General features: G+C 61.8%; 14 protein-coding genes. 10 read left to right on the top strand and 4 right to left on the bottom strand.

Annotated elements, in window-relative coordinates; genetic code table 11:
* Window positions 1-168 precede the first annotated feature (168 nt).
* The 10 genes from lptF (at window position 169) to tadA (ending at window position 10,646) form a co-directional block, all read left to right on the top strand.
* Entirely contained in the window at window positions 169-1,287 is a 1,119-nt protein-coding gene (gene lptF, locus TU80_RS09165; protein WP_046384588.1) for an LPS export ABC transporter permease LptF, read from the top strand.
* Entirely contained in the window at window positions 1,280-2,359 is a 1,080-nt protein-coding gene (lptG, locus tag TU80_RS09170) for an LPS export ABC transporter permease LptG (RefSeq protein ID WP_057004311.1), read from the top strand. The genes lptF and lptG overlap by 8 nt, the downstream gene beginning before the upstream one ends.
* 151 nt (window positions 2,360-2,510) lie before the next feature.
* A complete protein-coding gene (gene lepA, locus TU80_RS09175) occupies window positions 2,511-4,310 on the top strand; it encodes a translation elongation factor 4 (RefSeq protein WP_017844542.1) in 1,800 nt (599 codons plus the stop codon).
* Window positions 4,311-4,315: 5 nt separating this feature from the next.
* Window positions 4,316-5,170 (top strand): signal peptidase I, encoded by an 855-nt coding sequence (gene lepB / locus TU80_RS09180; protein ID WP_046384586.1) that lies wholly within the window; start codon window positions 4,316-4,318, stop codon window positions 5,168-5,170.
* A gap of 147 nt (window positions 5,171-5,317) precedes the next feature.
* Window positions 5,318-6,007 carry a ribonuclease III gene (rnc, locus tag TU80_RS09185; RefSeq protein ID WP_046384585.1) on the top strand — a complete coding sequence of 230 codons (690 nt, stop codon included), beginning with the start codon at window positions 5,318-5,320 and terminating at the stop codon, window positions 6,005-6,007.
* Window positions 6,000-6,902 (top strand): GTPase Era, encoded by a 903-nt coding sequence (gene era / locus TU80_RS09190; protein WP_003210432.1) that lies wholly within the window; start codon window positions 6,000-6,002, stop codon window positions 6,900-6,902. Before rnc ends, era begins: the two co-directional genes overlap by 8 nt.
* 156 nt (window positions 6,903-7,058) lie before the next feature.
* The gene (gene recO / locus TU80_RS09195; protein WP_017844545.1) at window positions 7,059-7,748 is read left to right on the top strand and encodes a DNA repair protein RecO; all 690 of its coding nucleotides are present in this window, start codon (window positions 7,059-7,061) and stop codon (window positions 7,746-7,748) included.
* Window positions 7,749-7,800: 52 nt separating this feature from the next.
* Window positions 7,801-8,544: a pyridoxine 5'-phosphate synthase gene (gene pdxJ, locus TU80_RS09200; protein WP_017844546.1), complete on the top strand. Its 744-nt coding sequence runs from the start codon at window positions 7,801-7,803 to the stop codon at window positions 8,542-8,544.
* Between the two features lie 222 nt (window positions 8,545-8,766).
* Window positions 8,767-10,149 carry a multicopper oxidase family protein gene (locus TU80_RS09205; protein WP_057004312.1) on the top strand — a complete coding sequence of 461 codons (1,383 nt, stop codon included), beginning with the start codon at window positions 8,767-8,769 and terminating at the stop codon, window positions 10,147-10,149.
* Entirely contained in the window at window positions 10,149-10,646 is a 498-nt protein-coding gene (gene tadA / locus TU80_RS09210; protein WP_057004313.1) for a tRNA adenosine(34) deaminase TadA, read from the top strand. The genes TU80_RS09205 and tadA overlap by 1 nt, the downstream gene beginning before the upstream one ends.
* A 140-nt stretch (window positions 10,647-10,786) precedes the next feature.
* Here tadA and cmoB read toward each other — a convergent pair whose 3' ends face one another.
* The 4 genes from cmoB to TU80_RS09230 are packed head-to-tail and all read right to left on the bottom strand — an operon-like array spanning window position 10,787 to window position 13,567.
* Window positions 10,787-11,743, bottom strand: a complete 957-nt coding sequence (gene cmoB / locus TU80_RS09215) for a tRNA 5-methoxyuridine(34)/uridine 5-oxyacetic acid(34) synthase CmoB (RefSeq protein WP_046384583.1) — start codon at window positions 11,741-11,743, stop codon at window positions 10,787-10,789.
* Window positions 11,740-12,483, bottom strand: a complete 744-nt coding sequence (gene cmoA / locus TU80_RS09220; RefSeq protein ID WP_017844550.1) for a carboxy-S-adenosyl-L-methionine synthase CmoA — start codon at window positions 12,481-12,483, stop codon at window positions 11,740-11,742. The genes cmoB and cmoA overlap by 4 nt, the downstream gene beginning before the upstream one ends.
* A 36-nt stretch (window positions 12,484-12,519) precedes the next feature.
* A complete protein-coding gene (locus tag TU80_RS09225) occupies window positions 12,520-13,176 on the bottom strand; it encodes a lysoplasmalogenase (protein WP_046384582.1) in 657 nt (218 codons plus the stop codon).
* Between the two features lies 1 nt (window position 13,177).
* Window positions 13,178-13,567 carry a protease inhibitor I42 family protein gene (locus tag TU80_RS09230; RefSeq protein WP_017844552.1) on the bottom strand — a complete coding sequence of 130 codons (390 nt, stop codon included), beginning with the start codon at window positions 13,565-13,567 and terminating at the stop codon, window positions 13,178-13,180.
* Window positions 13,568-13,748 lie beyond the last annotated feature (181 nt).

Genomic DNA, 13,748 nt, shown 5'->3' on the forward strand with positions numbered 1-13,748 from the left:
CTGACAACCCTTGCCGCAGGCTTTGTGTACGCGCATGAGTAAGCTCCGTGACAGGCGCGGTCAATCACAGGATAATGCGCAATCTTTTTAGCCGGCCTGTTTAAACGGGCCGACTCGTTATGCTTGCTTGTTTGGCCGCCTTAGCCTGACAACCCTGGAGTGTCTGGTTTGATTGTCTTCCGTTATCTGTCCCGCGAAGTCCTGTTGACCCTGAGTGCCGTGAGCGCGGTATTGCTGGTCATCATCATGAGTGGTCGTTTCGTCAAGTTCCTTGCCCAGGCGGCTTCTGGCGCCCTGGATCCGGGCTCGTTGTTCTTGATCATGGGCTTTCGCCTGCCAGGCTTTCTGCAGCTGATTCTGCCGCTCGGCCTGTTCCTCGGCATTCTTCTGGCCTACGGCCGGTTGTACCTTGAAAGTGAAATGACTGTGCTCTCGGCCACCGGCATGAGCCAGCAGCGTCTGCTGGCCATGACCATGGTGCCGGCCGCCGGTGTTGCCCTGCTGGTGGCCTGGTTGAGCATGAGCCTGGCGCCGCAAGGTGCCATGCAGTTCCAGTTGCTGCTGAACAAGCAGGACGCGATGACTGAGTTCGACACCCTCGAGCCCGGGCGCTTTCAGGCACTCAACGACGGCACGCGGGTGACCTACACCGAAACCATGACCGATGACCGCGCCAACCTCGGCGGCGTGTTCATTTCCCAGAAAAACCTTGGGCAGAACCAGAAAGACCGTGGCATTTCGATTCTGGTGGCCGACAGCGGCCGGCAGGAAGTTCGCCCCGACGGCAGCCGTTACCTGATCCTGGAAAATGGCTATCGCTATGACGGCAGCCCGGGCCTGGCGGATTATCGGGCAATCAAATACGACACTTATGGCGTAATGCTGGCTCGTCCTGATATCAGCGAAGAAGTCACCGACCGCGATGCACTCCCGACGTCGTCGCTTTTCGGCAGCCCGGAACTGCGTTCCATCGCCGAGCTGCAATGGCGTATTTCCCTGCCGTTGCTGGTGTTCATCGTGACGCTGATGGCCGTGCCGCTGTCCCGCGTCAACCCGCGCCAGGGCCGCTTCCTCAAGCTGCTGCCGGCGATCCTGCTGTACATGGCCTACCTGACCATCCTGATCTCCGCCCGTGGTTCCCTGGAAAAGGGCAAGCTGTCGCCGACCCTGGGCCTGTGGTGGGTACACGGGGTCTTCCTGATGATCGGCCTCGGGCTGCTCTACTGGGAACCTATACGTCTGAAAATGAAGAGCCGTCGTGGCCAGAAGGAGTTGGCTCGTGGCTAAGCTCGATCGCTACATCGGTAGCAGCGTACTGATCGCCATCCTGGCGGTGTTGGGCATCATTCTCGGGCTGGCGTCGTTGTTCGCCTTCATTGATGAAGTGGGCAACGTCACCGACACCTACACCGTGACGGACGTATTGAGCTTCGTGGCGCTGACCGCCCCGCGTCGTCTCTACGAAATGATGCCGATGGCCGGGTTGATCGGCTGCCTGATCGGCCTGGGCGGCCTGGCCAGCAACAGCGAGCTGACGATCATGCGTGCGGCCGGGGTTTCCATCGGCCGTATCGTCTGGGCCGTCATGAAACCGATGCTGTTGCTGATGGCGTGCAGCGTGCTGATCGGCGAGTACGTGGCGCCACCGTCCGAAGCCACTGCCCAGGCCAATCGTGCCTTGGCCCAGGGTTCGGGCGATGCGCAAAGCGCCAGGCACGGCCTGTGGCACCGTCAGGGTGATGAATTCATCCACATCAACGCCGTGCAGCCCGACGGCCTGCTGATTGGTGTGACGCGCTACACGTTCGACAAAGAGCGGCACATGCTGACCTCCAGTTTCGCCAGGCGCGCGCAGTACAGTGCTGAGAAATGGACGCTGAGTGATGTCACCACCACTTACTTCCGCAATGTGGGCCAAGGCATCAAGGCCAGCACCGAAGTGATCAGTGTGCCGACCGAGCAATGGGACATCGCCCTGAAGCCGGAACTGCTCAATACCGTGGTCATGATCCCGGAAGCCCTGCCGATCTCCGGTTTGTGGAGTTATATCCACTACCTCAAGGATCAGGGCCTGAATAACGGCCGTTACTGGCTGGCGTTCTGGGTCAAGGTGCTGCAGCCCGTGGTCACCGCCGCGCTGGTGCTGATGGCGATCTCGTTCATCTTCGGCCCGTTGCGCTCCGTGACCCTCGGTCAGCGGGTCTTCACCGGCGTGCTGGTGGGCTTCGCGTTCCGGATCGCCCAGGATTTGCTTGGCCCGTCGAGCCTGGTGTTCGGCTTCTCGCCGCTGTTTGCGGTGCTGGTGCCGACCGCGATCTGCGCCCTGGCCGGGTTCTGGCTGCTGCGCCGCGCCGGGTGAGCCTGCGCTTATGAGCAAAAAATGCCCCGTTCGAGAGATCGGGGCATTTTTGTTCTGGTCAGCAAAGATGACGTCCTGCCCGAGCATCAGGTACAATTCCCGGCTATTTTTCAGCGGGCAGTCTGCCTGCAGCCTTTTTGAGTGTTGATCCGTGAGTGATTTGAGTCATATCCGCAATTTCTCCATCATCGCCCACATTGACCATGGCAAGTCGACGCTGGCCGATCGATTCATCCAGATGTGCGGCGGCCTTGCCGAGCGTGAAATGGAAGCCCAGGTACTGGACTCCATGGACCTCGAGCGCGAGCGCGGGATCACCATCAAGGCCCACAGCGTGACTCTGTACTACACCGCCAAAGACGGTATCAAGTACCAGCTGAACTTCATCGACACCCCAGGCCACGTCGACTTCACCTATGAAGTCAGCCGTTCCCTGGCGGCCTGCGAAGGCGCGCTGCTGGTGGTGGACGCGGGGCAGGGCGTCGAAGCCCAGTCCGTGGCCAACTGCTACACCGCCATCGAGCAAGGCCTGGAAGTCATGCCGGTGCTGAACAAGATCGACCTGCCGCAGGCCGATCCGGACCGCGTGAAGGAAGAAATCGAAAAAATCATCGGCATTGACGCCACCGACGCCGTCGAGTGCAGCGCCAAGACCGGCCTGGGCGTCGACGAAGTGCTCGAGCGCCTGGTCAAGACCATCCCCGCGCCTACCGGCAACATCGAAGATCCGCTGCAGGCGTTGATCATCGACTCCTGGTTCGACAACTACCTGGGGGTTGTCTCCCTGGTACGCGTGCGCCATGGCCGTGTGAAGAAAGGCGACAAGATCCTGGTCAAATCCACCGGCAAGATCCACCTGGTGGACAGCGTCGGTGTGTTCAACCCGAAGCATACTGCCACCGTTGATCTGAAAGCCGGTGAAGTCGGCTTCATCATCGCCGGCATCAAGGACATCCACGGCGCGCCGGTGGGTGACACCCTGACCTTGAGCAGCACCCCTGACGTCGACGTGCTGCCGGGCTTCAAACGCATCCAGCCGCAGGTCTACGCCGGCCTGTTCCCGGTCAGCTCCGACGACTTCGAAGACTTCCGCGAAGCCCTGCAGAAGCTGACCCTCAACGACTCGTCGTTGCAGTACACCCCGGAAAGCTCCGACGCCCTGGGCTTCGGCTTCCGTTGCGGCTTCCTCGGCATGCTGCACATGGAGATCATCCAGGAGCGCCTTGAGCGCGAATACGACCTGGACCTGATCACCACCGCGCCAACCGTTATTTTTGAGCTGTTGCTGAAAAACGGTGAAACGATTTACGTCGACAACCCGTCCAAGCTCCCGGACCTGTCTTCCATCGAAGACATGCGTGAGCCGATCGTGCGCGCCAATATTCTTGTGCCGCAGGAGCACCTGGGCAACGTCATTACCCTGTGTATCGAGAAGCGCGGCATCCAGCACGACATGCTGTTCCTCGGGACCCAGGTACAAGTGACCTACGATTTGCCGATGAACGAAGTGGTCCTGGACTTCTTCGACCGTCTCAAATCCACCAGTCGCGGCTATGCTTCGCTGGATTACCATTTCGATCGTTACCAATCGGCTAATCTGGTGAAACTGGATGTGTTGATCAACGGCGACAAGGTCGATGCCCTGGCACTGATCGTGCACAAGGACAACGCGCACTACAAAGGTCGACAGTTGACCGAGAAGATGAAAGAACTGATTCCGCGCCAGATGTTCGACGTCGCGATCCAGGCCGCCATTGGCGGGCAGATCATTGCGCGGACTTCCGTCAAGGCACTCAGAAAGAACGTACTGGCCAAATGCTACGGTGGCGACGTCAGCCGTAAGCGCAAGCTGCTTGAGAAGCAAAAGGCCGGTAAAAAACGCATGAAGCAAGTGGGCAACGTGGAAATTCCACAAGAAGCCTTCCTTGCGGTGCTCAGGTTGGATAGTTAGGTCCTATGTCGCTAAATTTCCCGCTGTTGCTGGTCATCGCCGTTGCCGTTTGCGGACTCCTGGCGTTGCTCGATCTGGTGTTCTTCGCCCCGCGTCGGCGGGCGGCTATCGCGTCCTATCAGGGCAGCGTCAGCCAGCCCGATGTCGTGGTGATCGAGAAGCTGAACAAAGAGCCTTTGCTGGTTGAATACGGCAAATCGTTCTTTCCGGTGCTGTTCATCGTGCTGGTGCTGCGCTCGTTCCTGGTGGAGCCGTTCCAGATTCCGTCGGGGTCGATGAAACCGACCCTGGACGTGGGCGACTTCATCCTGGTGAACAAGTTTTCCTACGGGATCCGCTTGCCGGTGATCGACAAGAAAGTCATCGAGATCGGTGACCCGCAGCGCGGCGATGTGATGGTGTTCCGCTACCCGAGCGATCCGAACGTCAACTACATCAAGCGTGTGGTCGGCCTGCCAGGTGACGTGATTCGCTATACCAGCGACAAGCGCCTGTTCATCAACGGCGAGTCGGTGGCCGAGAAGCTGCTGGGCGCCGAGCCGAACACCCTGGGCAGCGCCGAGCTGTATCAGGAAAAACTCGGTGCGGTGGAGCACGAAATCCGCAAGGAAATGAGCCGCTACCGCGCAATGCCCGATGGCGAATGGAAAGTGCCGGCCGGGCACTATTTCATGATGGGCGACAACCGCGACAACTCCAACGACAGCCGCTATTGGGATGACCCCACCATTCCCAAGGACCTGCTGGGCATGGTTCCCGACCAGAATATCGTCGGCAAGGCCTTCGCGGTCTGGATGAGCTGGCCGGAACCCAAGCTCAGCCACCTGCCGAACTTCTCGCGGGTCGGGCTGATCAAGTAATACAGACGGCGCTGTGATCACAGCGCCGAATGCTTTTCTGGGGCTGGGACAATTTCCGGCCTCATGCAGCACCAATCAGGATTTGAATTTGAACACTGCGTCAATCGTCGATGGCCGCCGGTGCCACCAAACAGATATGGGTAAACCGTGAGCGTTTCTCTAAGCCGTCTCGAGCACCTGCTCGGCTACACCTTCAAGGACCAGGAACTGATGGTCCTTGCCCTCACACACCGCAGTTTTGCTGGGCGTAACAACGAACGCCTGGAATTCCTCGGTGACGCCATCCTCAATTTCGTTGCCGGTGAAGCGCTCTTCGAACGCTTCCCGCAAGCCCGTGAAGGCCAGTTGTCGCGCTTGCGTGCGCGGCTGGTGAAGGGCGAGACCCTGGCCGTGCTGGCCCGTGGTTTTGGCCTGGGCGAGTACCTGCGCCTGGGCTCCGGTGAGTTGAAAAGCGGCGGTTTCCGTCGCGAGTCGATCCTGGCCGACGCCCTTGAAGCGCTGATCGGCGCCATCTATCTGGATGCGGGCATGGAAGCGGCCAAGGCGCGCGTCACCGCCTGGCTGACGTCCGAGATCGAAAGCCTGACCCTGGTCGACACCAACAAAGATCCCAAGACCCGCCTGCAGGAATTCCTGCAGTCCCGCGGGTGCGAACTGCCACGCTACGAAGTGGTGGATATCCAGGGTGAGCCCCATTGCCGCGTCTTTTTCGTGGAATGTGAAATCACCTTATTGAATGAAAAAAGCCGAGGTCAGGGTGTGAGCCGTCGTATTGCCGAACAGGTAGCGGCCGCTGCAGCACTGATTGCCCTGGGCGTGGAGAATGGCCATGACTGATTCAACCGCAACACGCTGTGGCTATGTCGCCATCGTCGGCCGTCCCAACGTGGGCAAGTCCACGCTGCTCAACCACATCCTCGGCCAGAAGCTTGCGATCACCTCGCGCAAGCCGCAGACCACCCGCCACAACATGCTGGGCATCAAGACCGAAGGCGCCGTACAAGCGGTCTACGTCGACACCCCGGGCATGCACAAAGGCGGCGAGAAAGCCCTGAACCGCTACATGAACAAGACCGCCTCGGCCGCGTTGAAAGACGTCGACGTGGTGATCTTCGTGGTCGACCGCACCAAGTGGACCGACGAAGACCAGATGGTTCTCGAACGTGTGCAATATGTCACCGGCCCGTTGATCGTCGCGCTGAACAAGACCGACCGCATCGAAGACAAAGCCGAGCTGATGCCGCACCTGAGCTGGCTGCAGGAACAACTGCCGAATGCCCAGATCATGCCGATCTCGGCCCAGCACGGGCACAACCTCGAAGCCCTGGAGCGCGTGATCGCCGGCTACCTGCCGGAGAACGAGCACTTCTTCCCGGAAGACCAGATCACCGACCGCAGCAGCCGTTTCCTCGCCGCCGAACTGGTACGCGAGAAAATCATGCGCCAGATGGGCGCCGAGCTGCCGTACCAGATCACCGTCGAAATCGAAGAGTTCAAGCAGCAGGGCAAAACCCTGCATATCCATGCGCTGATCCTCGTCGAACGTGACGGCCAGAAGAAAATCATCATTGGCGACAAGGGCGAGCGCATCAAGCGCATCGGCACCGAAGCGCGCAAGGACATGGAATTGCTGTTTGATTCCAAGATCATGCTGAACCTGTGGGTGAAGGTGAAGGGTGGCTGGTCCGATGATGAGCGCGCATTGCGCTCCCTGGGTTACGGCGACCTGTAAGAACACCGCAGGGCAAAAAATGTGGGAGGGGGCTTGCCCCCGATAGCAGAGTGTCAGTCACTAAATATTTTGACTGAGCCACCGCCATCGGGGGCAAGCCCCCTCCCACATTAGGTTTGTGTCGTTTTCACTAGTGCATTCCAGCAACGAGAACCCATGTCCTCAACCCCGCCTCCCAGCCAGCCCGCCTACGTGCTGCACAGCCGCGCCTACCGCGAGACCAGCGCCTTGGTGGACTTCCTCACGCCCCAAGGTCGCCTGCGCGCGGTGTTGCGCAGTGCGCGGGGCAAGGCGGGCACGTTGGCGCGGCCATTCGTGGCGCTGGACGTGGAGTTTCGTGGCAAGGGCGAGCTGAAAAACGTCGGCCGCCTGGAAAGCGTCGGCAACTCTGCCTGGCTCAATGGCGAAGCGCTGTTCAGTGGCCTCTATCTCAATGAATTGCTGATCCGCCTGCTGCCGGCCGAAGACCCGCACCCGGCGGTCTTCGATCACTACGCCGCGACGCTGCTGGCCCTGGCCGAAGGCCGTCCGCTGGAGCCGCTGTTGCGCGCGTTCGAATGGCGCCTGCTCGACGACCTCGGCTATGGCTTCGAACTGAGTAACGACCTGCATGGCGAACCCATTGCCGCCGACGGCATGTATCGTCTGCAGGTCGACGCCGGCCTGGAGCGTGTGTACCTGCTGCAACCCGGCCTGTTCCAGGGCACCGAGCTGCTGGCCATGAGCGAAGCCGACTGGAGCGCCCCCGGCGCCTTGTCCGCCGCCAAGCGCCTGATGCGCCAGGCCCTGGCCGTGCATCTGGGCGGGCGGCCGCTGGTCAGTCGCGAGTTGTTTCGAAAGCCCTGACAACCCCGTGTATGCTGTGCAGCGTTTCTTTCCCCTTTTCAGGAGCGCTTCCGTGACCACCAGCAATCGCATTCTTCTCGGCGTCAATATCGACCACGTCGCCACGCTGCGCCAGGCCCGGGGCACCCGTTACCCAGACCCGGTCAAAGCCGCGCTGGACGCTGAAGAAGCGGGCGCCGACGGCATCACCGTACACCTGCGCGAAGACCGCCGTCACATCCAGGAGCGCGACGTGCTGCTGCTCAAGGACGTGCTGCAAACCCGCATGAACTTCGAAATGGGCGTCACCGAAGAAATGATGGCGTTCGCCGAGCGCATCCGCCCGGCGCATATCTGCCTGGTGCCGGAGACCCGTCAGGAACTGACCACCGAAGGCGGCCTCGACGTGGCCGGCCAGGAAGCGCGGATCAAGGCTGCGGTGGAGCGTCTGTCGCAGATCGGCAGCGAAGTCTCGCTGTTCATCGACGCCGACGAGCGCCAGATCGAAGCCGCGCACCGGGTCGGTGCGCCGGCCATCGAATTGCACACCGGGCGTTATGCCGATGCGACCACGCCGAGCGAAGTCGCCGCCGAGTTGCAGCGCATTATCGACGGCGTGGCCCAAGGTCTGCGTGAAGGCCTGATCGTCAACGCCGGCCATGGCCTGCATTACCACAACGTCGAAGCCGTGGCGGCGATCAAGGGCATCAACGAGCTGAACATCGGCCACGCGCTGGTGGCGCATGCGCTGTTCGTCGGTTTCAAAGGTGCGGTCGCCGAGATGAAGGCCCTGATCCTGGCCGCTGCCAAACACTAAAAGCAATGAAGATCCAATGTGGGAGGGGGCTTGCCCCCGATAGCGGTGTGTCAGTCAACTCATCTCTAGCTGACCCACCGCAATCGGGAGCAAGCCCCCTCCCACATAAGTCCTCGGTGTTTTTGGCATGCGGCAATGCGAAGTCTTACTGTTTAGCCGTCGCAGGTGTATCGTATCTGCCCTTTGCAGGCCCTCGGTCCGCAGCAGATACGTGAGGTTGTTGTGTCCCGATCCTTTTCCCGTCGACAAATCCTGGGTGGTCTTGCCGGCCTGGCCGTAGTGGGCGTCGGTGCCGGTGGCGGCTACCGCTACTGGCTGGGGAAAGTCGCCGAGGCCGAGGCGGGACACGACTACGAACTGATCGCCGCGCCCCTCGATGTGGAACTGGTACCGGGGCACAAGACCCAAGCCTGGGCGTTCGGCCCGTCGGCCCCCGGCACCGAGCTGCGCGTGCGCCAGGGCGAATGGCTGCGGGTGCGTTTCATCAACCACCTGCCGGTCGCCACCACCATCCATTGGCATGGCATCCGCCTGCCGCTGGAAATGGACGGCGTGCCCTACGTCTCGCAATTGCCGGTGTTGCCCGGCGAATACTTCGACTACAAGTTCCGCGTGCCCGACGCCGGCAGCTACTGGTATCACCCCCATGTGAACAGCAGCGAAGAACTCGGCCGGGGCCTGGTCGGCCCGCTGATCGTGGAAGAGCGCGAACCCACTGGTTTCAAGCACGAACGCACCCTCAGCCTGAAAAGCTGGCACGTCGACGAAGAGGGGGCCTTTGTCGCCTTCAGCGTGCCCCGTGAAGCGGCGCGTGGCGGTACGGCCGGGCGCCTGTCGACCATCAATGGCGTGGCCCAGGCGGTGATCGATTTGCCGGCCGGGCAGATCACCCGTGTGCGCTTGCTCAACCTCGACAACACGCTGACCTATCGCCTCAATATTCCCGACGCCGACGCGCAGATCTATGCGCTGGACGGCAACCCCATCGAGCCGCGCTCCTTGGGCAAGGAATACTGGCTCGGCCCGGGCATGCGCCTCTGCCTGGCGATCAAGGCCCCGCCGGCGGGCGAAGAATTGTCGATCCGCAACGGCCCGGTGCGCCTGGGCACGTTCCGTTCGGTGGCCAACGCCGACGCGCCGAGCGCATGGCCGCCGGCGCTGCCCGCCAATCCGATCAGCGAGCCGGACCTGGCCAACGCCGAGAAACTCAACTTCAATTTCGAATGGGTTGGTTCGGTGTCGGTCAACGTCGACAACGGCAAACCGCCGAGCCTGTGGCAGATCAACGGCCAGGCCTGGGACATCACCGACAAGGCCTGCGCCGACCGCCCGATTGCCAAGCTGGAGAAGGGCAAAAGCTACATTTTCGAACTGAAAAACATGACCCAATACCAGCACCCGATCCACCTGCACGGCATGAGCTTCAAGGTGATCGCTTCGAACCGCCACACGGTGATTCCGTACTTCACCGACACCTACCTGCTGGGCAAGAACGAACGTGCCCGCGTCGCGCTGGTGGCGGATAACCCGGGCGTGTGGATGTTCCACTGCCATGTGATCGACCACATGGAAACCGGCCTGATGGCCGCCATCGAGGTAGCGTGATGCGCCAGTTTCGCCCCACGGCGATCATCGACCGCAGCCGCGACCAGGACTTCATGCGCGAAGCCCTAGCCCTGGCGGCACAGGGCGCGGCGTTGGGCGAAGTGCCGGTGGGCGCGGTGCTGGTGCAGGACGGTGTGATCATCGGCCGTGGCTTCAATTGCCCGATCAGCGGCAACGACCCCAGCGCCCATGCCGAAATGGTCGCCATCCGCGCCGCCGCCCAGACGCTGAGCAACTATCGCCTGCCCGGCAGCACGCTGTATGTAACGCTGGAACCGTGCAGCATGTGCGCGGGCCTGATCGTGCATTCGCGCATTGCGCGGGTGGTCTACGGCGCACTGGAGCCGAAGGCGGGGATTGTGCAAAGCCAAGGGCAGTTTTTTACCCAGGGCTTTCTCAACCATCGGGTGCTGTTTGAAGGCGGGGTACTGGCCGAGGAATGCGGGGCGGTGTTGAGCGAGTTCTTCAAGGCCCGCCGGGCTAAGCCGCCACTCTAAAGAACACTGATGACCAAATGTGGGAGGGGGCTTGCCCCCGATGGCGGTGGGTCAGCTATAGATAAGCTGACTGACACACTGCTATCGGGGGCAAGCCCCCTCCCACATTTTTGATCTCCATTTTTTCAGGGAGATTGGGGTCACTTCCTGGCGATGATCACCGCCCGCATCGGCGCCGGCAGCCCTTCGATGGTCTTGCTGTGATCGTCCGGGTCGAGGAAGTCACTCAGCGACTGATACTTCATCCACTCCGTCCCCCGCTGTTCTTCAACCGTGGTCACACTCACATCCACACAGCGCACCTCACTGAACCCGGCCCGGCGCAGCCACAGCATCAACGCCGGCACCGATGGCAGGAACCATACGTTGCGCATCTGCGCGTAGCGGTCTTCCGGCACCAGCACCTGTTGCTGATCGCCTTCGATCACCAGCGTTTCCAGCACCAGTTCACCGCCTTTGACCAGGCAGTCTTTCAGCGCCAGCAAATGCTCGATCGGTGAGCGACGGTGGTAGAACACGCCCATGGAAAACACAGTGTCGAAGCCTTCCAGGTTCGCCGGCAAGTCCTCGAACGGGAACGGCAGGTGCCAGGCGTTCGGCGCCGACAGGTAACGTTGCACCGCCTGGAACTGGCAGAAGAACAGCCAGTTCGGGTCCACGCCGATCACACTGTCGGCACCGGCGCCGAGCATGCGCCACATGTAATACCCATTGCCGCAGCCTACATCGAGAATGCGCTTGCCCTTCAGGTCCAGGTGCGGCGCGACCCGCGACCACTTCCAGTCCGAACGCCATTCGGTGTCCACATGCACGCCGAACAAGTGGAACGGGCCCTTGCGCCACGGGCACAGGCCCATCAATGCGCTGTGCATCTGCGCGCGCGTGGCGTCGTCGCAATCGCTGTCGAGGGTCAGGCCATTGAGCAAATCGACTTCGCTGGGCTGGATCTTCGGCAATGCATCCAGCGCGCTCTGCCAGCGCTCCAGGTCGCCATGCCCCTTTTCCATCTTGCTATCGAGTTGCGCTTGCAGGCCCTGGGCCCACACGGCCAGGGGAGTGCCGACCAGATGGCGGGCGAGGGGGGACAGATCAATCATGGCAAGGCAATCAACGAGGCAAAGTTAAGACACTGGAACCACGGCACGACTTTCGAGAACCCGGCCGCCAGCAGGCGTTCGCGGTGTTCTTCGAGGCTGTCGGGCTTCATGACGTTTTCGATGGCGCTGCGCTTCTGGGCGATTTCCAGCTCGCTGTAGCCGTTGGCGCGTTTGAACGCGATGTGCAGGTCGGTGAGCAGCGCGTGTTCTTCAAGGTCATTGAAGCGCAGCTTTTCCGAGAGGATCAGCGCACCGCCGGGCAACAACGCCTGGCGGATGCGCCCGAGCAACGCCAGGCGCTGATCGGGGGCGATGAATTGCAGGGTGAAGTTCAGCGCCACCACCGAGGCCGGCTGGAACTGCAGCGCGAGGATATCGCCCTCGATCACCTGGACCGGCAGCAACTCCTGGAACATCGAGTCCTGGCCATTGAGGTACTCGCGGCAGCGCTCGACCATCGCCGTCGAATTATCCACCGCGATGACGTGGCAGCCGTCGGTACGCACGTGGCGGCGCAACGCCTGGGTGACCGCGCCGAGGGAGGACCCCAGGTCGTACAGCACACTGTTGGGCTGGGCGAACTGCGCGGCGAGCACGCCGAGGTTTTCGACGATGGTCGGATAACCGGGCACCGAGCGCTTGATCATGTCCGGGAACACCCGCACCACGTCTTCGTTAAAGGCGAAGTCCGGCACCTGGGGCAGGGGCTGGGCGAATAGGCGATCGGGTTCTTTGCTCACGGTTGTTCCGGCGACGAGGGGGGAAAGGCGGGCATTTTAGCCAAGTTGCTCCTTGGATGCGCGGGTTGTCTGATGGAACGCCGAGGCGGTGATGCCCCATTGGCCGAGCCAGTAAGTGGCGATCAGCAGATACGGCGCCGCGTCGAAGCTCAGCACAAAGCGATTGATACCGATCAGCGTGTCGGAAACCACAAACGATACGGCCCCCGCCGCCGCCAGTAGCGCCGAACGCTTGGGCACCGCGCTGCCCAGTCGCGCCAGCGCCCGCCAGAGCATCGCGCTGATCACCAAGGCGTAGACCACCACTGGAATCAGCAAGTCGCCAAGGCCATGGGCGATCAGGATGCTCAGCAGCATCGCGCCGACGCCCAGCGCCAGCACCAACGGCAGCCATGCCAAGCGTCGGCAGTCGCTGAAATAGGCTTTGAGGTACGCCAGGTGCGCGCACAGAAACGCGCCCAGGCCAAAGATAAACAAGTCGCCCGGCCACGCCAGCAACACATCGCCGACCAGGGAGAAAATCAGCCCCAGGCTGATCCAGCGTCGATAGTCGCTCGGCGGCGCATCATGCAGCCAGCCCAGCAGCGCCAGCACCGGCAACGGTTTGACCAGCAGGCACAGTAACGCCGCGTGGACGGTCAGGCCGTAGATAAAGGTGCCGGCGCCCATCAACGCAAGAATCAGCCATGGCATATCAGTTCACCGTGATGGCGCAGTCGAACGTCTCGGCCGGTTCGGCTTCCGGTTCCCAGGGTTGCTGGGAGGTCAGGCGCAAACGGCCCTGGCCGGCCGCAAAGGCCTGGAAGCGCCAGGTGGACTGGCCGCCGCCGCCGATCACGCCGGATTCCGTGCTGCTGTAGACCTCGGGCCCCAGGGCGCGCAGCACGCCGCCGGCGGAATCCTGAATGGCCCAGCGGTAGCCGGTGGTGGGGTTGCTTGGCAGGGTCAGGATCAGGTTTTGTCCGTTTTTGAGCTGGAGCGGGCAGGCGCTCTGTTTTTCCACGCTGACGTTTTGCTGCGGGGCACTGGCGCACGCGGCCAGCAGGGCAAGGCTCAAGGGGAGAAGCAGGCGGGCAGCGGTCATGAAGACTCCGTTGATGTGCGACGAAGGGCGAGCATAACCGAAGATGCGACAGGGTGTGACAAGAGGGCGGCGACGGACGCCATCGCGCGCAAGCCCGCTCCCACATCTTGGCCGCCTTCCAAAGGATGTACTCGGTCAAGTGTGGGAGCGGGCTTGCGCGCGATGACGCCCGCCCAAGCGC

The sequence above is a fragment of the Pseudomonas veronii genome (assembly GCF_001439695.1).
Classification (GTDB): Bacteria; Pseudomonadota; Gammaproteobacteria; order Pseudomonadales; family Pseudomonadaceae; genus Aquipseudomonas; species Aquipseudomonas veronii.

Excerpts from the sequence above, each read along its gene's own strand:
- lepB (WP_046384586.1), top strand. The coding sequence starts at position 4,316 with ATGTCGCTAAATTTCCCGCTGTTGCTGGTCATCGCCGTTGCCGTTTGC.
- era (WP_003210432.1), top strand. The coding sequence starts at position 6,000 with ATGACTGATTCAACCGCAACACGCTGTGGCTATGTCGCCATCGTCGGC.
- recO (WP_017844545.1), top strand. The coding sequence starts at position 7,059 with ATGTCCTCAACCCCGCCTCCCAGCCAGCCCGCCTACGTGCTGCACAGC.
- tadA (WP_057004313.1), top strand. The coding sequence starts at position 10,149 with ATGCGCCAGTTTCGCCCCACGGCGATCATCGACCGCAGCCGCGACCAG.
- cmoB (WP_046384583.1), bottom strand. The coding sequence starts at position 11,743 with ATGATTGATCTGTCCCCCCTCGCCCGCCATCTGGTCGGCACTCCCCTG.
- TU80_RS09225 (WP_046384582.1), bottom strand. The coding sequence starts at position 13,176 with ATGCCATGGCTGATTCTTGCGTTGATGGGCGCCGGCACCTTTATCTAC.
- TU80_RS09230 (WP_017844552.1), bottom strand. The coding sequence starts at position 13,567 with ATGACCGCTGCCCGCCTGCTTCTCCCCTTGAGCCTTGCCCTGCTGGCC.